25 protein-coding genes are annotated in these 23,132 nt (G+C 74.6%); 13 read left to right on the top strand and 12 right to left on the bottom strand.

What is annotated here, in order from left to right:
* The first annotated feature begins 15 nt into the window (after nucleotides 1–15).
* The gene (locus GC722_RS09160) at nucleotides 16–183 is read left to right on the top strand and encodes a DUF3117 domain-containing protein (protein WP_156609598.1); all 168 of its coding nucleotides are present in this window, start codon (nucleotides 16–18) and stop codon (nucleotides 181–183) included.
* 108 nt (nucleotides 184–291) lie between these two features.
* On the opposite strand, the gene glgA is transcribed toward GC722_RS09160, so the two are convergent.
* Entirely contained in the window at nucleotides 292–1,485 is a 1,194-nt protein-coding gene (gene glgA, locus GC722_RS09155; protein WP_156609873.1) for a glycogen synthase, read from the bottom strand.
* Nucleotides 1,486–1,586: 101 nt separating this feature from the next.
* On the opposite strand from glgA, the gene glgC reads away from it, so the two are divergent.
* Nucleotides 1,587–2,810 carry a glucose-1-phosphate adenylyltransferase gene (gene glgC, locus GC722_RS09150; RefSeq protein WP_156609597.1) on the top strand — a complete coding sequence of 408 codons (1,224 nt, stop codon included), beginning with the start codon at nucleotides 1,587–1,589 and terminating at the stop codon, nucleotides 2,808–2,810.
* 26 nt (nucleotides 2,811–2,836) lie between these two features.
* On the opposite strand, the gene GC722_RS09145 is transcribed toward glgC, so the two are convergent.
* Together GC722_RS09145 and GC722_RS09140 are read right to left on the bottom strand one after the other, a co-directional pair.
* Nucleotides 2,837–3,781 (bottom strand): SDR family NAD(P)-dependent oxidoreductase, encoded by a 945-nt coding sequence (locus GC722_RS09145; protein ID WP_156609596.1) that lies wholly within the window; start codon nucleotides 3,779–3,781, stop codon nucleotides 2,837–2,839.
* 53 nt (nucleotides 3,782–3,834) lie between these two features.
* Nucleotides 3,835–4,485, bottom strand: a complete 651-nt coding sequence (locus GC722_RS09140; RefSeq protein ID WP_331714598.1) for an O-methyltransferase — start codon at nucleotides 4,483–4,485, stop codon at nucleotides 3,835–3,837.
* Nucleotides 4,486–4,600: 115 nt separating this feature from the next.
* Between GC722_RS09140 and GC722_RS09135 the strand changes: the two genes are divergently transcribed.
* The 7 genes from GC722_RS09135 to GC722_RS09105 all read left to right on the top strand — a co-directional run bounded on the left by GC722_RS09135 (nucleotide 4,601) and on the right by GC722_RS09105 (nucleotide 11,120).
* On the top strand, nucleotides 4,601–4,828 hold the full coding sequence (locus GC722_RS09135) for a biotin/lipoyl-binding carrier protein (protein ID WP_156609595.1): 228 nt from the start codon (nucleotides 4,601–4,603) through the stop codon (nucleotides 4,826–4,828).
* A complete protein-coding gene (dapA, locus tag GC722_RS09130) occupies nucleotides 4,825–5,715 on the top strand; it encodes a 4-hydroxy-tetrahydrodipicolinate synthase (protein ID WP_156609594.1) in 891 nt (296 codons plus the stop codon). The genes GC722_RS09135 and dapA overlap by 4 nt, the downstream gene beginning before the upstream one ends.
* A 70-nt stretch (nucleotides 5,716–5,785) precedes the next feature.
* Nucleotides 5,786–6,772 (top strand): formylglycine-generating enzyme family protein, encoded by a 987-nt coding sequence (locus GC722_RS09125; RefSeq protein WP_269449815.1) that lies wholly within the window; start codon nucleotides 5,786–5,788, stop codon nucleotides 6,770–6,772.
* A gap of 137 nt (nucleotides 6,773–6,909) precedes the next feature.
* Entirely contained in the window at nucleotides 6,910–7,557 is a 648-nt protein-coding gene (gene sigE, locus GC722_RS09120) for an RNA polymerase sigma factor SigE (protein WP_156609593.1), read from the top strand.
* Nucleotides 7,557–9,071: a zf-HC2 domain-containing protein gene (locus GC722_RS17730; protein WP_197429920.1), complete on the top strand. Its 1,515-nt coding sequence runs from the start codon at nucleotides 7,557–7,559 to the stop codon at nucleotides 9,069–9,071. The genes sigE and GC722_RS17730 overlap by 1 nt, the downstream gene beginning before the upstream one ends.
* A complete protein-coding gene (locus tag GC722_RS09110) occupies nucleotides 9,068–10,597 on the top strand; it encodes a trypsin-like peptidase domain-containing protein (RefSeq protein ID WP_156609592.1) in 1,530 nt (509 codons plus the stop codon). Before GC722_RS17730 ends, GC722_RS09110 begins: the two co-directional genes overlap by 4 nt.
* Nucleotides 10,598–10,655: 58 nt before the next feature.
* On the top strand, nucleotides 10,656–11,120 hold the full coding sequence (locus GC722_RS09105; protein WP_156609591.1) for a Sec-independent protein translocase subunit TatB: 465 nt from the start codon (nucleotides 10,656–10,658) through the stop codon (nucleotides 11,118–11,120).
* A gap of 24 nt (nucleotides 11,121–11,144) precedes the next feature.
* Here the strand turns inward: GC722_RS09105 and GC722_RS09100 are convergent, their stop codons facing one another.
* The 3 genes from GC722_RS09100 to GC722_RS09090 are packed head-to-tail and all read right to left on the bottom strand — an operon-like array spanning nucleotide 11,145 to nucleotide 14,223.
* Entirely contained in the window at nucleotides 11,145–12,323 is a 1,179-nt protein-coding gene (locus GC722_RS09100; RefSeq protein ID WP_331714596.1) for an Mrp/NBP35 family ATP-binding protein, read from the bottom strand.
* A 9-nt stretch (nucleotides 12,324–12,332) separates the two neighbouring features.
* Nucleotides 12,333–12,929 carry a DUF1003 domain-containing protein gene (locus GC722_RS09095; protein WP_331714595.1) on the bottom strand — a complete coding sequence of 199 codons (597 nt, stop codon included), beginning with the start codon at nucleotides 12,927–12,929 and terminating at the stop codon, nucleotides 12,333–12,335.
* Complete coding sequence (locus GC722_RS09090; protein ID WP_331714594.1) at nucleotides 12,904–14,223, bottom strand: magnesium transporter MgtE N-terminal domain-containing protein; 1,320 nt, start codon at nucleotides 14,221–14,223, stop codon at nucleotides 12,904–12,906. The genes GC722_RS09095 and GC722_RS09090 overlap by 26 nt, the downstream gene beginning before the upstream one ends.
* A gap of 35 nt (nucleotides 14,224–14,258) precedes the next feature.
* On the opposite strand from GC722_RS09090, the gene GC722_RS09085 reads away from it, so the two are divergent.
* Nucleotides 14,259–14,762 carry a general stress protein gene (locus GC722_RS09085; RefSeq protein ID WP_156609589.1) on the top strand — a complete coding sequence of 168 codons (504 nt, stop codon included), beginning with the start codon at nucleotides 14,259–14,261 and terminating at the stop codon, nucleotides 14,760–14,762.
* Nucleotides 14,763–14,780: 18 nt separating this feature from the next.
* On the opposite strand, the gene GC722_RS09080 is transcribed toward GC722_RS09085, so the two are convergent.
* The gene (locus GC722_RS09080) at nucleotides 14,781–16,322 is read right to left on the bottom strand and encodes an aminopeptidase P family protein (RefSeq protein WP_331714593.1); all 1,542 of its coding nucleotides are present in this window, start codon (nucleotides 16,320–16,322) and stop codon (nucleotides 14,781–14,783) included.
* A gap of 102 nt (nucleotides 16,323–16,424) precedes the next feature.
* On the opposite strand from GC722_RS09080, the gene yczE reads away from it, so the two are divergent.
* On the top strand, nucleotides 16,425–17,168 hold the full coding sequence (gene yczE / locus GC722_RS09075) for a membrane protein YczE (RefSeq protein ID WP_197429980.1): 744 nt from the start codon (nucleotides 16,425–16,427) through the stop codon (nucleotides 17,166–17,168).
* Here the strand turns inward: yczE and GC722_RS09070 are convergent.
* The 5 genes from GC722_RS09070 to GC722_RS09050 form a co-directional block, all read right to left on the bottom strand.
* Nucleotides 17,137–18,114 (bottom strand): YihY/virulence factor BrkB family protein, encoded by a 978-nt coding sequence (locus GC722_RS09070; RefSeq protein WP_156609588.1) that lies wholly within the window; start codon nucleotides 18,112–18,114, stop codon nucleotides 17,137–17,139. The two genes, yczE and GC722_RS09070, sit on opposite strands and share 32 nt — an antisense overlap.
* A gap of 81 nt (nucleotides 18,115–18,195) precedes the next feature.
* Complete coding sequence (locus tag GC722_RS09065; RefSeq protein WP_156609587.1) at nucleotides 18,196–18,903, bottom strand: DUF3618 domain-containing protein; 708 nt, start codon at nucleotides 18,901–18,903, stop codon at nucleotides 18,196–18,198.
* Nucleotides 18,900–19,334, bottom strand: a complete 435-nt coding sequence (locus tag GC722_RS09060; protein WP_156609586.1) for a phage holin family protein — start codon at nucleotides 19,332–19,334, stop codon at nucleotides 18,900–18,902. Before GC722_RS09060 ends, GC722_RS09065 begins: the two co-directional genes overlap by 4 nt.
* A complete protein-coding gene (locus GC722_RS09055) occupies nucleotides 19,331–20,254 on the bottom strand; it encodes a hypothetical protein (protein ID WP_156609585.1) in 924 nt (307 codons plus the stop codon). Before GC722_RS09055 ends, GC722_RS09060 begins: the two co-directional genes overlap by 4 nt.
* Nucleotides 20,255–20,455: 201 nt before the next feature.
* A complete protein-coding gene (locus GC722_RS09050) occupies nucleotides 20,456–21,394 on the bottom strand; it encodes a serine hydrolase domain-containing protein (protein WP_156609584.1) in 939 nt (312 codons plus the stop codon).
* A 95-nt stretch (nucleotides 21,395–21,489) separates the two neighbouring features.
* Between GC722_RS09050 and GC722_RS09045 the strand changes: the two genes are divergently transcribed.
* A complete protein-coding gene (locus GC722_RS09045; RefSeq protein WP_156609583.1) occupies nucleotides 21,490–22,434 on the top strand; it encodes an acyltransferase domain-containing protein in 945 nt (314 codons plus the stop codon).
* The gene (locus GC722_RS09040) at nucleotides 22,431–22,997 is read left to right on the top strand and encodes a histidine phosphatase family protein (RefSeq protein WP_156609582.1); all 567 of its coding nucleotides are present in this window, start codon (nucleotides 22,431–22,433) and stop codon (nucleotides 22,995–22,997) included. Before GC722_RS09045 ends, GC722_RS09040 begins: the two co-directional genes overlap by 4 nt.
* Nucleotides 22,998–23,132 lie beyond the last annotated feature (135 nt).

Here is a 23,132-nt window from a genome sequence, read left to right as displayed (position 1 = left end):
AGAGATGAGGATGGCATGGCTGCAATGAAGCCCCGTACGGGTGACGGTCCCATGGAGGTCACCAAGGAGGGCCGCGGGATCGTGATGCGTGTCCCTCTGGAGGGTGGCGGTCGACTGGTCGTCGAGCTGAACGCCGAGGAGGCCGCTGACCTGGCCGGGGCCCTCAAGGGCGTCGTCGGCTGAGTCCCGGTCCCTTGGCGCGGAGGACCCCACCGTGCGCCGCGACGACGGCCCCGTACCCGGGAGGTGCGGGGCCGTCGCCGCGCCCGGAGCCCGAGGCAGACCCGCCGCTCAGCCGGCCCGGCGGGCCTGCGCGGCCCGGTAGACGTCGACCGTCTGGCCGGCGATCCTGCTCCAGGAGAACTCCTCGATGCAGCGCCGGCGGCCGGCCCGCCCGAACCGCCGTGCCCGCTCGGGGTCGGCGGTGAGCTCGTCGATCCGCGCCGCCAGGTCGGCCTCGAACTGCGCCACCGCGGCGGGGTCGTCGGCCCGGGCGGGGTCGTAGTCGACCAGCAGCCCGGTCTCGCCGTCCACCACCACCTCGGGGATCCCGCCCACCGCGCTGGCCACCACGGCCGTCTGGCAGGCCATCGCCTCCAGGTTGACGATGCCCAGCGGCTCGTAGACCGAGGGGCAGGCGAAGACGGTGGCGTGGGTCATCACCTGCCGCACGCTGGCCCGGGGCAGCATCTCCGGGACCCAGATGACGCCGCCGCCGCGGCGCGAGCGCAGCGCCTCGAAGGCCTCGGTGAACTCCCTGGCGATCTCGGGGGTGTCCGGCGCGCCGGCCAGCAGCACCACCTGGGTGCCGGGGTCGAGCCGCTCGGCGGCCCGGACCAGGTGGATCAGGCCCTTCTGCCGGGTCACCCGGCCGACGAACACCACCGACGGACGCTCGGGGTCCATCCCGAGCGAGCGCACCACGTCGGTGCCCGGGTCGGGCCGGAACTCCTCGGTGTCGATCCCGTTGCGGACCACGTGCACCTTGTCCGGGTCGAGGTCGGTGTAGGAGGCCAGCACGTCCTGGCGCATCCCGGCGCTGACCGCCACCACCGCGTCTGCGCCCTCGTAGGCCGTCCGCTCCGCCCACGACGACAGCCGGTACCCGCCACCGAGCTGCTCGGCCTTCCACGGCCGGTGCGGCTCGAGGGAGTGGGCCGTCACCACGTGCGGGACGTCCAGCAGCAGCCCGCCCAGGTGCCCGGCCAGGTTGGCGTACCAGGTGTGGGAGTGCAGCACGTCCACCGGGCCGCCGGCCTCCAGCGCGGCGACCATCGACAGGTCGGCTCCCAGCACCCGCAGCGCGGCGTTGGCGCCGGGCGGGAAGTCCTCGGCGTGGGCGGTGGCACCCTCGCGCGGCTCGCCCATGCACTGCACGTCCACCTGGCACAGCCGGCGCAGCTGGGGCACCAGCTGGGCGACGTGCACCCCGGCCCCGCCGTAGATCGTCGGGGGGTACTCCCGGGTCAGCACCGACACCCGCAGCCCGTCGCCGGCTCCTTCGCTCATGTTCGCATGGTGACACATCCCGGCGCGTCCACCGGTGGGCTGGTGCCGCCGCGCCAGCCGTCCACTAGGTTCACGTCATGGCCAGACCAAGGGTGCTCTCCATCGTGCTCGCCGGTGGCGAGGGTAAGCGGCTGATGCCCCTGACGATGGACCGGGCGAAACCCGCCGTCCCGTTCGGCGGCACCTACCGCCTGATCGACTTCGTGCTGTCCAACCTGGCCAACTCCAACCTGCGCCAGATCGCGGTGCTCACCCAGTACAAGTCGCACTCGCTGGACCGCCACATCTCGCTCACCTGGCGCTTCTCCACCATGCTCGGCAACTACGTCACGCCGGTCCCGGCGCAGCAGCGGCTCGGTCCGCGCTGGTACCAGGGCAGCGCCGACGCGATCTACCAGTCGATGAACCTGGTCATCGACGAGGACCCGGAGTACGTGGTCGTCTTCGGCGCCGACAACATCTACCGGATGGACATCGGCCACATGCTGCAGCAGCACATCGACTCCGGGCTGGGCTGCACGGTGGCCGGCATCCGGGTGCCGCGCCGCGACGCCACCGCCTTCGGGATCATCGACGCCGACGCGGAGAACCGGATCGCGGGCTTCCTGGAGAAGCCCGCCGACCCGCCGGGGCTGCCGGACAACCCGGAGGAGTCCTTCGCCTCGATGGGCAACTACATCTTCACCACCGCGATGCTGGCCGAGGCGCTGACCGCCGACGCCGCCGACCCCACCTCGCGCCACGACATGGGCGGCGACATCATCCCCTGGTTCGTCGGCCGGTCGCAGGCCCAGGTCTACGACTTCCGGGACAACCTGGTCCCCGGCGCCACCGAGGAGGACCGCAACTACTGGCGCGACGTGGGGACGATCGACGCCTACCACCACGCCCACATGGACCTGGTCTCGGTGAAGCCCGCGTTCAGCCTCTACAACACCGACTGGCCGATCTGGACCTCCGTGCCGCAGGAGCCGGGCGCCAAGTTCGTGCTGCGCGGCACCGCCGAGGACTCGATCGTGAGCCCGGGCTGCATCATCTCCGGCGGCGACGTCGACTCCTCGGTGCTGTCCCCGCGGGTCCGGGTGGAGAAGTGGGCCAAGGTCGAGCACTCGGTGCTCATGGACGGCGTGCAGGTGGGCCGCAACGCGGTGATCCGCAACGCCATCCTCGACAAGGGGGTGGTGGTCGACGAGGGCGCCGAGATCGGCGTGGACCGCCAGCGCGACGCCGAGCGCGGTTTCACCGTCTCCGACGGCGGCATCACCGTGGTCGGCAAGAAGGTGCACGTCCACGCGTTCTGAGCCGGCTGCCCGGGGCGGGTGCTGCCTCAGCGGCGTCCGGTGCGGGTATTCAGGCCGCGGGCGGCCGCCGACCCGAGCACGGTGAGGGCGCCGACCACCTTGGACCCGAGCCGCTTCGCCGCCACGTGCCCGGGCACCGTCTCCTGGGTGCCGTCGGCGGGCGCGTCCGGCAGCAGCAGGTTGGCCACGCCGAGCAGCACCGTGGTCGTCGCCGGCGCCAGCCCCTTGACCCGGGTGGCCACCTGCGCGAGCGGGGTCAGCGTGACGCGGGTGCGCCCGCGGAGCAGGCCGTCGACGATCCGGCGGGCCGCCCGGCCGGCGTCCATGCTGATCAGCGGCAGCGAGTCCGAGGTCGCCAGCCAGGCGTACTCGCGTCCGGTCTGGCCGGTGAACTCCGCGACCTCGTGGGCCCCGGTGCGCATCAGCCCGGGCACCACGGTGGTGACGGTGATCCCGGTGCCGGCGAGCTCGGCCGTCAGCCCCTCGGAGAAGCCGACCGCGCCGAACTTGGCCGTGGCGTAGGGGAGCAGGTGGGGTGGGGCGACGACCCCGCCGATGGAGCAGATGTTGGCGATCCGGCCCCGGCCGCGCTCCCGCATCCCCGGCAGCACCGCCCAGGCCAGGTGCACCGGCCCCCACAGCATGATGCCGATGGCCTCCTCGAAGTGCTCCAGGGTCATCGACTCCGCCGGCCCCACCTGGATCACCCCGGCGACGCTGACCAGCACCTCGACCGGCCCGTGCTCGGCCTCGACCTCGGCGACCAGCCGGGCGACCTGCTCGCGGTCGGCCACGTCGCAGACGTGCCCGCTGACCGTGCCCTCGGCCGAGAGCCGCTCCACGGCGGCGTCGACCTGGGTGCGGTCCCGGGCGCAGATGGCGACCCGGTGGCCGCGTCGCAGCAGCTCGGTGGCGATGAGGAGTCCGAGCCCGCGCGAGGCGCCGGCGACCAGGGCCAGGGGTGCGTCCATGTCCCGACGGTACGCCGGGGCCCCGAGGCGGCTCCCGGCGGGCCGGGCGCGGGTCAGTGCTTGACGGCCACCAGCACGCCGTCGCCCACGGGGAGCAGGGCGTAGGTGAGCTCCTCGCTGTCGGCGACCGCCTCCAGCGCCTCGCGGATGACGATGGTCTCGTCCTCCTCGTTGCTGGCGTCGGCGGTGCGCCCGGACCACAGCACGTCCTCGAGCACCACCAGCCCGCCCGGGCGCAGCAGCCGCAGCGCCTGGGCGACGTACTCCACGTACTCCAGCTTGTCGCCGGTGACGAGCACGAGGTCGTAGACGCCGTCGCTCAGCCGGGGGAGCACGTCGAGCGGGCGACCGGTGATGAGCCGGAACCGGTTGCTGGGGATGCCCGCGGCCAGCAGGGTCCGGCGGGCGTGCACCTGGTCCTCGGCCTCGGGGTCGACGCTGGTCAGCACCCCGTTGGGGGCCATCCCGTCGAACAGGGCCAGCGCGGCCACCCCCGAGCCGGTGCCGATCTCGACCACGGCGCGGGCCGAGACGGTGCGCGCCAGCAGCGTCAGCAGGCTGGCGCTGCCGCGGCTGACCGAGGCCAGCCCGGCACCGGCGGCCTGCTCGCGGGCCGCCGCGGCGGCCGCGGACTCGGGCACGAAGGTCTCGGTCCAGGCCCACAGGTCGGGGCTGGGGGCGCTGGTGCCGTGGGACTCGTTCACGCGCGACAGCCTAGGCCATCACCGCCCCGCAGGCCCGTGCGCGCGGGGCGTGGCGGGGTGGGGACGCGGTCGTGGCGTTGGGCGCTGCCGCCGGCGGGGGCCTACGATCGGGCGCATGAGTCACACCGTCTCGGCCGAGCTCGTCGCCAGCGTCCTCAAGGTGGGGGTGAGCGTGGGCCAGCAGGTCGGCCCCCAGGACGAGGTGGTGCTGCTGGAGTCGATGAAGATGGAGATCCCGGTGCTGGCCGAGGTGGCCGGCACGGTCGCCGAGGTCGTGGCCCGCACCGGTGACGTGGTCCGCGACGGCGACCCGCTGGTGGTCATCACCCCGGACCGCGCATGAGCGCCGCCGAACCCGTCTTCGGGCGGCTGCTGACCGCCATGGTGACGCCGTTCGCCGAGGACGGCTCGCTGGACCTCGAGGCGGCCCGCGTGCTCGCCCGGCACCTGGTCGACGACCTCGGCAACGACGGCCTGGTGGTCAACGGCACCACGGGGGAGTCGCCCACCACCACCACGGAGGAGAAGGCCGCGCTCGTCCGCGCCGTGGTCGACGAGGTCGGCGACCGGGCCCGGGTGGTGTCGGGGGCAGGCAGCTACGACACCGAGCACACCGTGGGGCTGGCCGAGCAGATGACCGAGGCCGGCGCCCACGGGCTGCTGGTGGTCACGCCGTACTACTCCCGGCCGACCCAGGCCGGGCTGGTCGCCCACTTCACCACCGTGGCCGAGCGGACCCGGCTGCCGATCATGCTCTACGACATCCCGCACCGCGCCGGCACGGCCATCGACACCGAGACCTTCGTGCGGGTCGCCGAGCACGAGCGCGTGGTGGCGGTCAAGGACGCCAAGGGCGACCCGGTGGCCAGCTCGGAGGTGATCGCCCGCACCGGTCTGGAGTGGTACTCCGGGGACGACGCGATGACGCTGCCGCTGCTGGCGGTGGGGGCGGTCGGCGTGGTGGGCACCTCCACCCACTTCACCGGCCGGGGGATGGCGGAGCTGATCGCCGCCCACGGCCGCGGGGACGTGGCCGGGGCGCTGGACCTGCACCGCCGGCTGCTGCCCGTGCTGACCGGCGTGTTCGCCACCCAGGGCTGCTCGATGGTGAAGGCCGGCCTGGCCCTGCAGGGCTACCGGGTGGGCGGCGTCCGGCTGCCGATGGTGCCCGCCACCGACGAGCAGCGAGAGGTGTTCGCCGGCCAGCTGCGCGGTCTGGGGCTGCTGTGAGCGCAGGGCGGCGGACGCGGTGACCGCGGCGGAGACCGGGGCGGGCTGCTGCGGGCCCACCCGCACCGACCTGCTGGGCCCCGCCTCGGTGCCGTCGGCGCCCGAGGTGGAGCCCCTCGTCCCCACGGCCCCCCGCGCGGCGGCGGCGCCGGCCGTCACGGCACCGGCCGGCGCGGTGGACCCGAGCCCGCGCTCACCCCTGGTGGACATCCCGGCCGGGTCGTTCTGGATGGGCTCGGACTCCGACGAGGTGTTCCCCGCCGACGGGGAGGGACCCGTCCGGCAGGTCTCGACCGGCGCCTACGCCATCGCCGCCCACGCGGTCACCAACGCCGACTTCGCCGAGTTCGTGGCGGCCACCGGCTACCGCACCGACGCCGAGCGCTTCGGCTGGTCCTTCGTCTTCCACCTGCTGGTCCACCCCGGGGCCCGGGAGCACGTCGTCGACGCGGCCGTCCCCGGTGCCCCGTGGTGGCGCGGTGTGCGCGGCGCCACCTGGTCGGCCCCCGGCGGCCCCGGCTCGGACCTGGACGGGCTGCTGGACCACCCGGTGGTGCACGTCTCCTACGCCGACGCGCAGGCCTACGTCGCCTGGCGCGGCGCCCGGCTGCCCACCGAGGCCGAGTGGGAGCGGGCCGCCCGGGGCGGCCTCGAGCAGGCCACCTACCCGTGGGGCGACGAGCTCACCCCCGGCGGGCAGCACCGGGCCAACATCTGGCAGGGCGTGTTCCCCGAGCGCAACACCCTCGAGGACGGCTTCCTCGGCACCGCGCCGGTGGACGCCTTCGAGCCCAACGGCTACGGCCTGCACAACACCTCCGGCAACGTCTGGGAGTGGACCTCGGACCTGTTCTCGGCCACCTACCACCGCCACGACAAGCCGGCCACCCGCGAGAACCCGCAGGGACCCCGGTACGGGTTGAGCCGGGTCGTCCGCGGCGGCTCGTACCTGTGCCACCGCTCCTACTGCAACCGCTACCGGGTCGCCGCGCGGACGTCCGTGACCGACGACTCCTCACTGGGCCACACCGGCTTCCGCGTCGTCGTCGACCGCTGAGGCGACCCCGGCTGTCGGCAGGCTCTCCTAGACTGGGCCCGGACGGTGGACAGGTGCTCCACAGGTTCTGCACAGGTGGGTCGGTCACAGTGGTGGCCCGGCCCGCACCGGCGGGCGAGGACGAGAGGGGTGCAGAGATGGCGGCATGGACCAGGGTCCGCTCCCGAGCCCGCGTCGACGAGCCCGCCAGCACCCCGCCGGCGCCCGCCGAGACCCCCGCCCAGGACTGGACGCCGCCCACCTGGGAGCAGGTGGTGCAGGAGCACTCCGCCCGCGTCTACCGGCTGGCCTACCGGCTCACCGGCGACCCGCACGACGCCGAGGACCTGACCCAGGACGTCTTCGTCCGGGTGTTCCGCTCGCTGCACACCTTCCAGCCCGGCACCTTCGAGGGCTGGCTGCACCGCATCACCACCAACCTCTTCCTCGACGGCGCCCGGCGGCGGCAGAAGATCCGCTTCGACGGGCTGGCCGACGCCTCGGCCGAGCGGATCGCCTCCACCGACCCCGCGCCGGCCGAGCAGCTCGCCGACCTCAGCCTCGACCACGACGTGGCCGCCGCGCTGGCCGCGCTGTCGCCGGAGTTCCGCGCCGCGGTGGTGCTGTGCGACATCGAGGGGCTCAGCTACGAGGAGGTCGCCGCGGTGCTGGACACCAAGCTGGGCACGGTGCGCAGCCGGATCCACCGCGGCCGTGCGCAGCTGCGGGCCGCGCTGGCGCACCGCCAGCCCCAGTCCGGCCAGGAGCGCTACCGGGGCGTGTCCGTCGAGGGGGCCACTGGCTGATGCCGGCGACCCCCGCCTCCCGCCCCTGCGGGACCCAGCCCGAGACGCTGTCCGCCCTGGTGGACGGCGCCCTCGGCGACGCCGAGCGGGAGCGTCTGCTGGTCCACCTCGCCGACTGCGCGGACTGCCGGGCCGAGGCCGAGGAGCTGCGTCGGGTCCGCGACCTGCTGGCCGGCACCGGCCGCACCGAGCCGGTGGCCCCCGACGACCTGTCGCGTCGGCTGGTCGACATCGCCGGCGCCGACGCCACCACGCCGCTGTGGACCCGGCCCTTCGACCCCGTCCGCGACGGCGTGGGCGCGCTGCCGCTCAGCTACCAGGTGCGGCGCCGGCGGCTGGGCCGGGTCGGGCTGCTGGCCACGGTGCTGCTGCTGGCGTTCACCACGGTGGGCTGGACGGCCGCCCCCGAGGCCGGCGCCCCGGTGGGCGACCCGGGTCCGCGCGCGGAGGACTTCTTCGGCTCCGCCCTCGGCCAGCTGCCGCTGGCCACCGAGGGCATGGCGGCGCTGGTGCTCTCGGGCACCACCGGCATCGACCAGCTGCGCGGTCGCGGTGCGCCCAGCTCGGCCGGCGCCGGGGTCGTCCGCGACCACCCGATCACCGCCGACGAGGCGCTGGTGGTGCTGCGCAGCAGCGCCGTGGCGGGGGCGATGCTGCCCCGCTCGGGCACCCAGCAGGTGCAGGTCCGGGTCGGCGGCGAGACCGTGCGCGCGTGGGTCGACGTCGTCGTGCAGCCGGGGCAGAGCACCCAGGTGAGCGTGGTCTCGGGGTCCGGCGAGCGGCTGGCCGCGGGCTCGCTGGCGGTGGCCGAGGCGCCGACCTCGGTCGAGCTGCTCGGGGCCACCCACACGCTGCGCGGCTACCTGCAGGCGGACACCGTCGCCGGCCGGGAGACCACCGTGGTGGAGGCGCTGGACGACGGCACCCCCGTCGCGCGGTGGTGGGTCGACGCCGCCAGCGGGCTGCTGCTGCGCACCGAGCGCTACGACGCCGACGGCCGCGCGTCGGCGGTCGCGGGCTTCGAGACCGTCGAGATCGGCACCGACACCTTCTCGGCCCGGCTGGGGCCACGGCTGGCCACCTTCAGCGGCTCCGGCCCCGTGGCGCTGTCGGAGGCGCCGCGGCTGTCCGCGCAGGGCTGGTCCTGCGCCGAGGAGCTGGCCGGGCTGCCGCTGGTGCAGCTGCGCACGACCAGCGACGGAGCGCTGCACAGCGCCTACAGCGACGGCGTCCACACCGTCGCGGTGAGCCAGCAGCGGGGCGTGCTGACCGGCGCGCCCGCCGGCTCCAGCTGGGACCCCGCCCTCGCCGCGTGGCGCAGCACCGACAGCCTGCCCGCCCAGCTGGTCTGGCAGAGCGGGGACCGGGTCATCACCGTCACCACGGACGCCGCCGACGGGACGGTCTGGAGCGCGGTCGCCCAGCTGCCGCACGAGGAGCCGGAGGACCGGACCCCGGTCGACCGGGTGCTCGAGGGGTGGCAGCGGGTCGGCTCGCTGGTGCTGCAGCGGTGAACGAGGAGCAGTCCGGCGGCTGGCAGCCGCCGCAGCCGCTGCGTGAGCCGGGTACCCCGCCCGAGCCCCGGGGCCGCGACGACGCCGACGTGACCGACACCGTGGTGATGGGCGCGGTGCCGCCGGGTCCGGTGCCCGGCTGGGGCCCGCGCCCGGCGGCCGGCCCGGGGGCCCACGGGCGTCCCGACGACTGGGCCGCGCCCCTCTCCGCCCCGACCGGCGCGCCCGCGACCGGCCCAGGCCCAGGCCCGAGCCCCCACACCCCGGGCCCCGACACCTCCGCCCCGCCCTTCTTCACCCGGCCGCCGGGGGAGCAGCGCCCCGCTCCCGCGGCGGCGCCGGCCTGGCAGGGCGCCCCGCCGGCCGGTCCCTGGGGACGCCCGGCGCCGGCTCCCCGCCGGGCCGAGGAGGCGCCGGCGGGGCGTCGTCGTGGGGTGGTGGCGGTGGCCGCCCTGACCGCCCTGCTCGTCGGCGGTGCCGCCGGTGTGGGTGGGGCGGTGGTGGGCGAGCAGCTGCTGGCCGGGCCGGCGCCCTCGACGGCTCCTCAGGCGCCCCGCCCGCAGCCCTCCCAGCCGGCGCCCAGCCCTGGTCAGGTCCCGAGCTCGCGGCCCACCCAGCCGGCCGTGGGGGTGGCGGCCGCGGTGCTGCCGAGCACCGTGACCATCGAGTCGAGCAGCTCGACCGGCTCGGGGTTCGTGATCGGCGACGACGGCACGATCATGACCAACAACCACGTGGTGGCCGAGGCCGCCGGGGCCGGCGGCTCCGGGCAGGTGAAGGTGATCTTCGACGACGGCACCCGCGTCCAGGCCACGATCGTCGGACGCAGCCCCAGCTACGACCTGGCCGTCATCCGGGTGCAGGAGGGTCCCGTGGTGCCCGTGCAGATCGGCAGCTCCGAGGACGCCGCGATCGGCCAGCCCGCGGTGGCGGTCGGCTCCCCGCTGGGGCTGGGCGGCACGGTGACCGAGGGCATCATCTCCGCCCTCGACCGCCCCGTGGTGGTCGGCGGCGGCGCCGACGCGCAGGGCGCCTCGGCCTACATCAACGCCATCCAGACCGACGCCCCGATCAACCCCGGCAACTCCGGCGGCCCGCTCGTCGACGCCGAGGGCCGGGTGATCGGGGTCAACTCCGCCATCCTCAGCCTGGGCGACGACGGCCGGTCGCAGGGCGGCAACATCGGCGTCGGGTTCGCCATCCCGATCGACCAGGCCATGCAGATCGGCCAGCTGCTGATCGAGGACGGGCAGGCCTCGTACCCGGTGATCGGGGCCAACGTCCGCACCCAGCCAGACGACTCCGGGGTGCTGCTCAGCGACGTCAACCCCGGCGGGCCCGCCGAGCGGGCGGGGCTGCGCGCGGGCGACGTGGTGCAGGCCATCGACGGCCGCCGGGTCTGGGAGACCGTCGAGCTGATCGTCGCCATCCGGACCCACCGGCCCGGGGACACCGTCACGCTGACCGTGCTCCGCGACGGCCGGACCCAGGACGTCGCGGTCGAGCTGGACGGGCAGGTCGGGTGAGCCGGTCGGTGGGCAGCGGCGGTCGTGCTCGCGTGGCGACGGGCGCTAGGGTGCGCCCATGAACGTCAACGCAGCAGAAATCGTGCTGCTGATCATCGTGGGGATCCTGCTCTTCGGGCCGGACAAGCTGCCCGACCTGGCCCGCAAGGCCGCCCGGGTGGTGGTCTACGTGCGGGGCATCGCCAACAACGCCCAGGCCTCGATCCAGAACGAGCTGGGCCCGGGCTTCGAGGACTTCGACATCCGCGACCCCAAGGGGTTCATCCGCAAGAAGATCAACGAGCAGATCGACCCGATCACCGCCGACGTCAAGACCGAGCTCGAGGCCACCAAGGCCACCTTCGCCGACACCACCGAGGACCTGCGCAGCGTCAAGGACGACCTGGCCCACGCCAACGCCGACGTCCGCGGCTCGATCACCGCCAGCTCCGACGGGGCCGGCTCGCTGGCGGTCCCGACCACGGTGGCCGGGGCCACCGTGCTGACCGGCGCCGGAGCCCCGTTCGACCCCGACGCCACCTGAGTCCGGCCCGGGGGCCGGCGCCGGTCAGCGACCGACCGGGCTGAGACCCAGCTGCAACCCCTGCAGCGGCCGGTTGCGTCGTCCCAGCCGCTCGGCCAGCGCCCGCAGGGCCTCGCCGGCCCCGCCCTCGGCCGGGTCGGCGACCACCGGGGAGCCCTCGTCGCCCCCGATCCGCAGGCTCGGGTCCAGCGGGATCTGGGCCAGCAGCGGCACCTCGTAGCCCAGCCGGGTGGTGAGCCCGTCGGCGGTGTCCTGTCCCCCGCCGCTGCCGAAGACGTCGTGGGTGTGGCGCTGGCCGCAGTGGGGGCACTGCACCGACAGCCCGGACATGTTCTCGACCACGCCGACCACCCGCTGGTTCATCATCGAGGCCATCGTGCCGGCCCGCTCGGCCACCTCCGCCGCGGCCTGCTGCGGGGTGGTCACCACGACCACCTCGGCGTTGGGGAGCTTCTGACCCAGCGAGATCGCGACGTCGCCGGTGCCGGGCGGCAGGTCGATCAGCAGGTGGTCCAGGTCGCCCCAGTACACGTCGGCCAGCATCTGGTGGATGGCCCGGTCGAGGATGGGACCGCGCCAGGCGACCACCTGGTCGCGGCGGGGCTTGAGCATGCCGATGGAGATGACCTTCAGCCCCATCGTCGGGACCGGCAGGATCATCTCCTCGATGGAGGTGGGTCGCGCGTCGGCCACCCCGAGCATGGGCGGCACCGAGTGGCCGTAGATGTCGGCGTCCAGCACGCCCACGCTCTGCCCGGAGCGGGCCAGCGCGAGGGCCAGGTTCACCGTCACCGAGGACTTGCCCACCCCGCCCTTGCCGGAGGCGATGGCCAGCACGCGGGTCAGCGAGTCGGGCCGGGCGAAGGGGATCTCCCGCTCGGCCTGGCCGCCGCTGAGCCGCTCCTTGAGACCGGCGCGCTGCTCGGCGCTCATCACGCCGAGCGCGACCTCGACCGCAGCCACTCCCGGCACCGCCGACACGGCCTCGGTGACGTCACGGGTCAGGGTGTCCTTGAGCGGGCAGCCGGCGATGGTGAGCAGCACCTCGACCCGGACCCGGGCGTCGGCGTCGATGTCGACCGAGGCCACCATCCCGAGCTCGGTGATCGGGCGCTTGATCTCGGGGTCGTCCACCCGGCCGAGGGCCTCGGTGACGGCCGGCAGCAGCGGGTGGTCGGGGGAGGTGGTGGTCAGATCTGGCACCGTTCCAGACTACGCGCGCTCCCGGGCGCCGGCCGAATCGCCGGGACGGGCCCGCTCTCCCGGGGTCCGCGGACGCCGGTCGGGGCGCCGGGGCGGGGCCTCCTCGCCGTCCTCGTCGTCCTCGAGCTCGGCCAGCAGCGCCCGCAGCTCGTTGCGGATCTCGCTGCGGATGAACTCGCGGGTGGCCAGCTCGCCCACGTTCATCCGCAGGCCGGCGATCTCGCGGGCCAGGAAGTCCATGTCGGCCCGGGACTGCGCGGCCTGCCGCCGGTCGGCCTCGATGCTGATGCGGTCCCGCGCCTCCTGCCGGTTCTGCGCCAGCAGGATGAGCGGGGCGGCGTAGGAGGCCTGCAGCGACAGCAGCAGGGTGAGGAAGATGAACGGGAACGGGTCGGGCGCGCGGTCGCCGCCCACCACGTTGAGCACCAGCCAGACGACGATGATGACCGTCATCCAGGCGAGGAAGCGGGCGGTGCCCATGAAGCGGGCGAAGCCCTCGGCGAACTGGCCGAACGCGTCGGGGTCCACCCGCCAGCGGGGCAGCAGCGCGGGCCGGCGCCTCCCGGGGGTGTTGAGCCGCTCAGCGGAGCTGGGTCGTACGGCCACGGTCCGCGCCTCCCTCACCGGCAGCCGTTGCGGCTTCCTCGTCCTCTTCGGGCACCAGCCCGTCCATCTGGTCGCCGCGCCAGTCCTCGGGCAGCATGTGGTCGAGCACGTCGTCCACCGTCACCGCGCCCACCAGGTGGTGGTCCTCGTCGACCACCGGTGCGCACACCAGGTTGTAGGTGGCGAAGTAGCGGCTCACCTCCGCCAGCGAGGCGTCGGGCCGGAGCGGCTCGAGCGTGGTGTCCACCAGACCCGAGGCCAGCAGCGACGGCGGCTCGCGGAGCAGCCGCTGGATGTGCACCCCGCCCACGAAGGTGCCGGTGGGCGTCTCGTGGGGGCTCCGGGTGACGTAGACCATGCTGGCCAGCGCGGGGCTCAGGTCCTCGTTGCGGACCAGCGCCAGCGCCTCGGCCACGGTGGCGTCGGTGGGCAGGATCACCGGCTCGGGCGTCATCAGGCCGCCCGCGGTCGACTCCTCGTAGCGCAGCAGCCGCCGGACGTCCTCGGCCTCCTCGACCTGCATCTCGCCGAGCAGCCGCTCGGCCAGCTCGGGTGCCAGCTCGCCGAGCAGGTCGGCGGCGTCGTCGGGGTCCATCTCCTCCAGCACGTCGGCGGCCCGCTCGGTGTCGAGGGAGGAGATCAGGGCGACCTGCTCGTCGGTGGGCAGCTCGCCGAGGGCATCGGCCAGGGTGTCGTCGGAGAGGGCCTGCACGACGTCCCCGCGCCGGCGCGGCGTCATGTCGTGCAGTTCGCGGGCGATGTCGGCGGCGTTCATCTCCTCCATCTCGGCCACCACCCGCTCGGTGTCCTGGCCCTGCTGCTGCCCGCCGAGCAGGACGTCGCGCCAGGGCACGATGGTGACGTGGCCGCGGCGGCGGAAGCGGGGACGTCCCGCCTCGCGGAGGGCGACCTCGGCCACCTCCCAGTCGCGGTTGCGGACCTGGCGGATGGAGACGTCGAAGATCACCTGCGGCTGCCGCTGGTCCCGACGGGTGACCGGGCGCTCGACGAGGTCCTCCACCACCAGCGTCTCGGCGTCCCGGCGCGAGAAGCGGCGGGTGTTGACCACGCCGGAGATGACCACCTGGACGGCGTCGATGGAGTGCACCCGCAGCATCGGCACGAAGATCCGGTAGCGGGCGAAGAGCTCGACCACCAGACCGCGCACCCGGGGCGTCTCGCTGCCGCTGCGCTGGGCCACCACGACGTCACGCAGCTTGCCGATCTGGTCGCCGTCGCTGTCGACGACCGGCAGCCCGCGGATGCGGGAGACGAAGATGGAGGTGGCGCTCACGACGAGAGACTATCCGGGCTGGGTAGATTGCTCACATGTCGATGTCACACCCGCAGCTCGGCTCGTTGTTCGAGCTGGAGTTCCCGCAGTCGGTCCGGGTCTACGACAAGTACGCCGAGGCGCAGAAGGCCGTCGACCACCTGGCCGACCAGAAGTTCCCGGTGGAGAACCTGGCCATCGTCGGCACCGAGCTGAAGTCGGTCGAGCGGGTCACGGGACGACGCACCTGGAGCACCGTGCTGCTGCGCGGCGTCAGCTCCGGGGTCTCGGTGGGTCTGCTGTTCGGCCTGCTGGCGATCCTGTTCATCCCCGGGGTGAACGCCCTGGTCGTGCTGCTGGTGGCGGTCCTGCTCGGCATCGTGTTCAACGTGATCATGCAGGCCGTGGCCTACGCCTTCACCGGCGGCCGGCGCGACTTCGAGTCGCTGACGCAGACCGTGGCCACCAAGTACGAGATCCTCTGCGAGCACAAGGTGGCCCAGCAGGCCCGCGAGCTGCTGGACACCCTGCCGGGGGAGCGGGCGCGGGCCTTCGAGTGAGGCGGCGCCCGGCCCGGCTCAGCGGCCCAGCAGCGGCGCCATCCAGGCCTCGACGTCGTCCGGCGTGCGGGGCAGCATCGCCGACAGGTTCTCGTAGCCGTCGGCGGTGACCAGCACGTCGTCCTCGATCCGCACCCCGATGCCGCGCAGCTCCTCGGGCACCAGGAGGTCGGTGGACTTGAAGTACAGCCCCGGCTCCACGGTGATGACCATCCCCTCGGCCAGCACCCCGTCGCGGTAGTTCTCGGTGCGGGCCCGCGCGCAGTCGTGCACGTCGAGGCCGAGGTGGTGGGAGGTGTTGTGCACCATCCAGCGCCGGTGCTGGCCGCCCTCCTCCGACAGGCTCTCCTCGGCGCTGACCGGGAGCAGCCCCCACTCCTCGAGCCGGGTGGCGATCACGGTGATCGCCGCCCGGTGCACCTCGGCGAAGGCCACCCCCGGACGGATGACGGCCATGGCGGCCTCCTGGGCCTCCAGCACGGCCTCGTAGACGCGGCGCTGGGCCTCGGAGAAGCGCCCGCTGACGGGCAGCGTCCGGGTGACGTCGGCGGTGTAGAGAGTGTCCAGCTCCACGCCGGCGTCCAGCAGCAGCAGGTCGCCCTCGCGCAGGTCGCCGTCGTTGCGGATCCAGTGCAGCGTGCAGGCGTGGTCGCCGGAGGCGGCGATGGTGTCGTAGCCGACGGCGTTGCCGGCGTGGCGCGCGTGCAGCCCGAAGACGCCCTCGACCCAGCGCTCGCCCCGGCCCCGGCGCAGCGCCTCGGGCAGGTCGGCCACCACGGCCTCGAAGCCGCGGGCGGTGGCCTCGCAGGCCTCCCGCAGCTGCTGCACCTCGAAGGCGTCCTTGACCAGACGGAGCTCGCTCAGCGCGGTGGCCAGCTCGGCGTCGGCGGCCAGCTCGGCCTCGCGCCGCTCCTCGGCGGACTGCTCACCGGTGGTCTGCGTGCCGGTCGCGGCGGCGCGGATGCTGTCGACCTGGGCCGTGACGTCGGCGTCGGCGTCACGCAGCACCCGGACGCGGACGGTGTCGGCCTCCTTGGCCAGCGACTCGGCCAGCTCGCCGGACGGCGCGCAGTCGAGCCCGGTGAGCTGGTGCATCTCCTCCAGCGACTCCCGCTGCCCGACCCACATCTCGCCGTAGCGGGCGTCGGCGTAGAACTGCTCGGCCTCCCGCGGCGCCCGCGGCATGAAGAACAGCGTCGCCCGGTGGCCGCCGTCGACCCCGGGCTCGTCGGCGGAGCCCGCCGGCACCGGCTCGAGCACCAGCACGGCGTCCGGCTCGCGGTCGGTGCCCAGGCCGCTCAGGTGGGCGAAGGCCGAGTGCGGCCGGAAGCGGTAGTCGCTGTCGTTCGAGCGGACCTTGAACCCGCCCGCCGGCACCACCAGGCGCTCGCCCGGGAACTGCGCCGAGATGGCGGCGCGTCGGGCCCGGGCGGCCTCGGCGGCGGGCAGCCGGGTCAGCGGGGTGGTGTCGTACGGCGCCCAGCCCTGCGGGATGAAGCTGCGGAAGGCATCGGAGAAGGGCGTGCGTCGGTTCGGGTTGGTCGGCTGCTTCTCGCTCACCCGGGCATCATCGCACCCGAGCACGCCGCCGCGGGAGACCGCCCGGGCGACCGCCGGCCGGGACGGGCCCCGCCGGCGCGCCCGGGAGGAGACGATGGCTGCGTGACCCGTACCCCCGCCCCCGCCGGCTCGACGCCCGCGGGTCCCGACCCCGCCGAGGTCCCGACCGCCCGCGCGCAGCTGACCACGCTGGGCCCGCTGGCCCAGCTCCGGGCCGGCCGGCTGCCCCGCCGGCTGCTGCAGCTCGGGGGAGGGCTGGCGGTGTACGGCGTCTCGCTGGCGATGCTGGTGGTGTCCGGGCTGGGCAGCGCCCCCTGGGACGTGCTGCACCTCGGCGTGGCGCTGCACACCGGGCTGAGCCTGGGCACGGTGATCGTGGTGGTGTCGGTGGCCGTGCTGCTGCTGTGGATCCCGCTGCGTCAGCGGCCGGGTCTGGGCACGGTGGCCAACGCGCTGCTGGTCGGCGTGGGGGTGGACCTCGGTCTGGCCCTGCTGCCCGACCAGCCGTCCCTCGTGCTGCGGGTGGTGCTGCTGGTCGCGGGCGTGCTGCTCAACGGCGCCGCCACCGCCCTCTACATCGGTGCCCAGCTCGGACCCGGGCCCCGTGACGGCCTGATGACCGGCCTGGCCCGGCGCACCGGCCGGTCGGTGCGGCTGGTCCGCACCGTGCTCGAGGTGGGCGTGGTGCTCGTGGGCTGGGTGCTCGGCGGTCCCGTCGGGGTGGGCACCGTGGTCTACGCGCTGGCGATCGGACCCGTCACCCAGGCGGTGCTGCCCTGGGTGGTCGTCGCGCTGCCGGCCACCGCAGCGGGGGTCACTCCCCGCGGGGCAGCGAGTCGGCCTTGACGGCGTCGCGCTGACCGAGGGGCTGCTCCGGGCCCCGGGTGGTGTCCTTGGCGGTCTGCTCCTCGGACTCGGCGTTGATCTCCGCGCCCAGCAGCACGGCGTAGGAGGTGATCCACAGCCACAGCAGCAGCACGATGATGCCGGCGAAGACGCCGTAGGTCTTGGCGTAGTTGCCGAAGGTCGAGACGTAGATCGAGAACCCGATCGAGGCCACCAGCCAGAGCAGCGTCGCCACCACGGCGCCCACCGACACCCAGCGCACCTTGGGGGCGTCGCGGTCCGGCGCCACCCGGTAGAGGATGGCCAGCGCGACGGCGATCAGCACCACCAGCAGCACCCACCGGGCGGCCAGCAGCAGGAAGCGCACCACCGGGCTGTCGCCGAGCAGCGACTCCAGCAGCGGCGGGACCACCGCGAGCAGGGCCAGCACCAGGGCGAAGAAGATGATGGCGCCCACGGTCAGCAGCAGGGCCAGCCCGCGCTTCTTGACGAAGCCCCGGTTGTCCTCCTCGTCGTAGGCGGCGTTGACCGCGGCCATCAGGTTGCTCACCCCGCCCGAGGCGCTCCACAGCGCGACCAGGATCGAGATGACCACGCTGATCCCCAGCCCGGACCGCCCGCCGGAGGTGAGCGAGCTGATCTGGTCGGTGATCAGGGTGCGGGCCTGCTCGGGCAGCGCCTGGGTCAGCGAGCCGACCTGGGTGGCGATGACCGCCGGGTCGGCGAACAGCCCGTACAGGCCCACCAGCGCGACCAGCGCGGGGAACAGCGACAGGAAGGCGAAGAAGGCCACCCCGGCGCCCAGCAGGGGCACCTGGTCGGCCTTGGCCTCGGCCCAGCCCCGCTTGGCGATCTGCACCCAGCCGCGGCGGGGGATCTCCCGCGGCGTGTCGGCGCCCTCGCCGGGCACTCCTGCGGACCCCGCCCGCTCTTCGGTCGACGACATGGCTCCACCTCTCGCTCACGGACACACCGGCCCAGGGACAGGACAGGGACGCCCACCGAGGTGGGCGTCCCTGTCCGCGGTTCAGCTGTTGCGGGACTCCTGCACGGAGTCCTTGGACTCCTGGGCCTGGCCCTGGACGTCCTGGGCCGCCGAGGCGCCCTCCTCCTTCACCGTCTGGACGGCGTCGGTGGCGGTCTCCTTGACCGACTGGACGGCCTCCTGGGCCGGCTCGCGGAGGTTCTCCGCGACCTCCTGGACGGCGTGCTGGGCGCCCTCGCGCAGCGGCTGCTCGAGCTTGTCGGTCAGCTCGGAGACGGCGCGCTGCTCCTTCTGGCTGGACGGGATCAGCCCGGCCAGCAGCAGACCGGCGCCGAAGGCGATCAGCCCGGCGGCCAGCGGGTTGCCCTGGGCGCGGTCCTTGACCGCACCCGGCGCCCCGGCGACCGCGCCGCCGACGGTGGAGGCGGCGTCGGAGACCGCGCCACCGGCGGACTGGGCGGCACCCGCCACGGCACCGCCGGCGGAGTGGGCCGCACCGGAGACGGCCCCACCGGCACCCTGGGCCATGCCCGCCGCGCCGTGGCCGGCGTCGCTGGCCTTGCCCATCACGCGGTCCTTGAGCCCGCTGGCGGCACCCTTGACCTTGTCGGTCTGGCGGCGGGCCATGTTCTTCGGGTTGGCGGTGTCGGCGAGGGCGTCGACGTCGTTGCTGAGCTCGGCCCGGGTCCGGGCGATCTCGGCCCGGATCTGCTCCGGGTCGTTGCTCGAGACGGGATCGGTGGTGCTCATCGGTTCTTCTCCTCCTGCCCCTTCAGGGCGTTGGGGACCTTGCTGAGGGTGTCGGTGGTGTCGGGGACGCCGCGGACGCGCTTGAGCTCCTTCTGACCCGTGTTCGCCAGCGCAGCGCCGATCAGCGCCCACACCAGGACCACGATCAGCGCGGACCACTGCAGCTCCATGAACTGGCCCAGACCCCACATCAGGCTGAGGCTGATGAAGACCAGGACGAGCAGACCGGCCACGGCGGCGCCGACGAGCATGCCGATGCCCTTGCCGGCGTTGACGCTGGACTGGCGCAGCTCGGCCTTGGCCAGCGCGACCTCCTGACGCATCAGCGTCGAGAGGTCGCTGGTGACCGAGGCGAAGAGCTGGCCGATGCTCCGGCCATCGGCCGACTCGGCGATGCCGCGGCTCGGCGTGGGCTCCATGGACTCGCTCATCGCGTCACGTCGTTCCGGGTGTCGTCGACCCAGGGGTTGGTCAGCGGGTCGGGGTCGGTCGGCCGGTTCGTCATGTCCTCCTCCGTCAGGGAGGCGGGAGCGGGGGTGGTCGGCACGGGCTGGGCGGGGTCGCGGACCGTGGAGGCCCCGGTCGGGGCCCAGCCGCTCTCGCTGCCGCTGGTGACGTAGCCGCTGGAGGTGTAGTCGCCCGGGGCGTCGGCGCTGCGCCGCCCGGTCACGCCGGTGGAGCCGGAGTCCAGGCTGGTGCGGCTGGCCGCCACGCTGCGGGTGAGACGCCCCACCAGCAGACCGGCCACGGCCGCGCCGGTCAGGAAGACGCCGGGACGGCGGCGGGCGAACTCGCGGACCTCCTCCAGGACGTCCTCGGGCTCACGGTCCTGCAGCCAGTGGCTGACCGAGCCGATGCGCCGGGAGGCCTCGTGGGCCAGCTGGCTGCCGGGGCCGGAGCCCTCGGCCTTGGAGGCCATCTCGCCGAGCTCGCTGGCCACCGAGTGCAGGCCGTCGGCGAGCCGCTGCTGCTGGCTGCCCACCTGCCCGCGGAGCTCGCCGACCACGGTGCTGAGCAGGTCGCCGGCGCGCTCCTTGGCCTCGCCGACCACGTGCCCCGCCTCCTGCACGGCGGTGCTGGCGACGTCCTTGCCCGCCCCGACGGCGGTGTCCTTCACGTTGGCGGCCTCCTGCTTGGCCACGTCGGCGGTCGAGCCGCCACCCTGGGAGCTGCCGCCCTGGAAGTCGTCGCCCTGGAAGCCGGTGCCCTGGAAGTCGTTGCTCGGCGGGGTCTGCAGACCCGCGCCGATGGGGTCGGTCCCGGGGGGACCCGCTGGGTCGACGGGGGGCAGGTCCCCGCCAGGCTGCCACCCCTGGTTCTGAGGATCAGGCTGGTTCGTGTAGCTGCTCACGCTCATCTCCCATCACGCAGCCGCCGTGCCCGTGCGGGCCGTGCGGCGCCTCTGGTTCCGAGGGTGTCGGTCATCGATGCCGACACCGTCACCACGGTGGCTACCCAGGCCTCCGTCGGCCATGCCCTCGATCCGAACCGTCGGCGGGAGGACGTCACGGAGCCGAAAGCCGGACTTCGCCCCAGGCTCCTGCGGTCGCGCTCACGAACGCCCGTCGCGGGACGCCGCCACGACCTCGGCCAGCTCGGCGAGCACCGGACGGGTGGAGCCCTCGCGCCACCGGGACGGGCAGCCGGTGGCCACCACGCACAGCCCGGGCCCGGGCGCCACCAGCACCGCCTGGCCGGCCCAGCCGGCGGCCAGCCGGGTGGCTTCGCCCGCGTCGGCACCCACCCACCAGCCGTAGCCGTAGCCGCGGTGCTCCGGCGGGCCGCCCGGCGTCCAGGCCCGCCACGCGCGCTCCCGGTACCACCCCGGCACCCCCGTCCCGGTGCGCCAGGCCTCGCCCAGGGCGAGCAGGGCGCGGGGGGAGAGCCGGGCGTCGCCGAAGCCGTACGGCACGCCGTCGGGGTCGACCGGCCACTCGACGTCCGCGGCACCGACGGCGGCCAGCGGCCCCGACCGGGCCCAGCCCAGCAGGTCGCCCCCGACCGCCTGCTGCAGCCCCGCGGCCAGCAGGTGCCAGGTGCCGTTGTCGTAGCGGAAGCGCGTGCCGGGCTCGTCCAGCTGCTCGGCGGCGAGCAGCTCCTCCACCCAGCCGCCGGGCAGCTCCATCACGGCGTCGATCTCCAGCAGGCCCCCGGCCGCCCCGGAGGTCATGGTCAGCAGCTGGTGGACCGTCGCGGACCGGCGGGGTCCGGGCACCCGACCGCCCAGCAGCTCGCCCAGCGTCGTGCCGAGCTCGAGGGCCCCCTGGTCGAGGGCGTGCCCGACCAGGGAGGACAGCAGCGACTTCGTCACGCTGGCGATCGTCTCGGCGGGGTTGTCGAGGCCGTGGCCGTGCAGGTCGTGGGCGGCGACCTCGACCCCGTCGACGGCGGCGAGCAGGCAGCAGGTGGCTGCCAGCGCGGGATCGGTGCGGCACCGCCCGGCCACCCTTTCGAGGGCGGCGGGCACGGCGGTGGTGGGAGAGCTGCTCACGCTGCGGATCGTCCTCGGGCGGCCCTCGCGCGGGCAAGCGGGTTCTGCTGCCTCCCGCTCCCACGCCGCCGCCCCGGGCGCCCTACAGTGACCGGGTGACCGTCCTGCCCTCCGACCTGACCGAGCGGCTGCAGCCGTGGACCAGCCCGGACCGGCTGGCCGCGCTGCTCGGGTTCCGGCCCGACGACGCCGCGGACACCGCCATCCTGGTCGAGGAGGTGCTGGCCGACCCGGAGGCCTCGGCCCGGGTGGCCGGGCTGGTGTCGGGGCTGCGGGCCGGCGTCGGACGCTTCGCCGACGGCGGGGACTCGGTCTTCGCCGGCCCCGAGGGCACCGACCACCACTCCCGGGCGCTGGGGCACCGCGTCCAGGGCGGGCTCGCGCTGCTCGCCCTCACCGCGACGGCCCCCGACGTCGTCGCCTTCTCCGCCGGGCACGGCATCGAGGAGGAGCAGAGCTGGCGCTCGCTGTCCGACCTCGGCCAGCAGGTGTGGGTGCACCGCCGCACCTACGGCGAGTTCGGGCTGCACACCCAGGGCTGGCTCACCACCGCCTGGTCCGGCGCGCTGCACTGGGTGGGGCGGCTGCAGGCCAACCTCATCCCGATGACCGACGACGACGGCGGGCGGCTGCCCGGGCGCTGGCAGCTCTCGGTCCACATCCCCGAGTCCGGACCTCTCACCCCGGCGGCCGTGGACGAGTCGCTGGCCGGGCTGGAGGAGCTCTTCGCCCGGCACCACCCCGGCTACCCGGCCGAGCGGCTGCACTGCTCGTCGTGGCTGCTCGACCCGACGCTGGCCCGCGAGCTGCCCGGGTCCAACCTGGCCGCCTTCCAGCAGCGCTGGCAGCTGACCGGGCGCAGCTCGCCGGGCGACGCCGACGCCCTCTTCTTCACCTTCCGCACCCGCGGCGACGTGGACCTCGACCGGCTGCCCACCGACACCCGGCTGCAGCGCCTCGTGGTCGGGCGGATCCGCGACGGCTCCGGCTGGGTGACCGCGGAGGGCACCGCCCCGCTGCCCTCGGGAGGAGCACGATGACCGACCTGTACCTGGTCCGCCACGGCCAGACCGAGTGGAGCCGCGACGGCCGCCACACCTCCGCCACCGACCTCGAGCTCACCGAGGTGGGACGCCGCGAGGCCGAGCGGCTGCGGGACCGGCTGGCCGACCTGCAGCCCGGCCTCGTGCTGTCGAGCCCCCGTCGCCGCGCCCTCGACACCGCCCGCATCGCCGGCTTCCCCGCCGAGCAGGTCGAGGTCACCGAGGACCTGGCCGAGTGGGGCTACGGCGACTACGAGGGGATCACCAGCGAGGAGATCCGCGAGCGCGACCCGGGCTGGACGGTGTGGACCCACCCCACCCCTGGCGGCGAGACGCCGGCGCAGGTCCGCGAACGGCTCGGCCGCGTCGTCGAGCGGGTCCGCGGCAGCGGGCTGGACCGGGTGCTCTGCTTCGGCCACGGGCACTCGCTGCGGGCGCTGACGCTCATCTGGCTGGAGCTGGACCTCGAGCGGGGGGAGTCCTTCCCGATGGAGACCGGCACCCTGTCGGTGCTGGGGGAGCGCAAGGGCCGTCCCGCGCTGGTGCACTGGAACTCCTGAGCCGCCGCCCGCCTCCGGCGGCCACCTCTTCACAGCCCGTCCAACACCCCTTCACAGCCCGTCCGGCACGGCTTCACAGCCGGTGCTGGCGCTTCACAGCCGCTGCAACGGCTGTGAGGAGGGGCGAGCGGCTGT

This window comes from Auraticoccus cholistanensis, assembly GCF_009742705.1.
Lineage (GTDB): Bacteria > Actinomycetota > Actinomycetes > Propionibacteriales > Propionibacteriaceae > Auraticoccus > Auraticoccus cholistanensis.
Note: the sequence above shows the minus strand (reverse complement) of the source record. Positions and strands in the feature narration are given on the sequence as shown.

Excerpts from the sequence above, each read along its gene's own strand:
- glgC (WP_156609597.1), top strand. The coding sequence starts at position 1,587 with ATGGCCAGACCAAGGGTGCTCTCCATCGTGCTCGCCGGTGGCGAGGGT.
- GC722_RS09145 (WP_156609596.1), bottom strand. The coding sequence starts at position 3,781 with ATGGACGCACCCCTGGCCCTGGTCGCCGGCGCCTCGCGCGGGCTCGGA.
- GC722_RS09065 (WP_156609587.1), bottom strand. The coding sequence starts at position 18,903 with ATGAGCACCACCGATCCCGTCTCGAGCAACGACCCGGAGCAGATCCGG.
- GC722_RS17730 (WP_197429920.1), top strand. The coding sequence starts at position 7,557 with ATGCCGGCGACCCCCGCCTCCCGCCCCTGCGGGACCCAGCCCGAGACG.
- GC722_RS09040 (WP_156609582.1), top strand. The coding sequence starts at position 22,431 with ATGACCGACCTGTACCTGGTCCGCCACGGCCAGACCGAGTGGAGCCGC.
- GC722_RS09070 (WP_156609588.1), bottom strand. The coding sequence starts at position 18,114 with ATGTCGTCGACCGAAGAGCGGGCGGGGTCCGCAGGAGTGCCCGGCGAG.
- GC722_RS09085 (WP_156609589.1), top strand. The coding sequence starts at position 14,259 with ATGTCGATGTCACACCCGCAGCTCGGCTCGTTGTTCGAGCTGGAGTTC.
- dapA (WP_156609594.1), top strand. The coding sequence starts at position 4,825 with ATGAGCGCCGCCGAACCCGTCTTCGGGCGGCTGCTGACCGCCATGGTG.
- GC722_RS09105 (WP_156609591.1), top strand. The coding sequence starts at position 10,656 with ATGAACGTCAACGCAGCAGAAATCGTGCTGCTGATCATCGTGGGGATC.
- GC722_RS09135 (WP_156609595.1), top strand. The coding sequence starts at position 4,601 with ATGAGTCACACCGTCTCGGCCGAGCTCGTCGCCAGCGTCCTCAAGGTG.
- GC722_RS09160 (WP_156609598.1), top strand. The coding sequence starts at position 16 with ATGGCTGCAATGAAGCCCCGTACGGGTGACGGTCCCATGGAGGTCACC.
- sigE (WP_156609593.1), top strand. The coding sequence starts at position 6,910 with ATGGCGGCATGGACCAGGGTCCGCTCCCGAGCCCGCGTCGACGAGCCC.
- GC722_RS09060 (WP_156609586.1), bottom strand. The coding sequence starts at position 19,334 with ATGAGCGAGTCCATGGAGCCCACGCCGAGCCGCGGCATCGCCGAGTCG.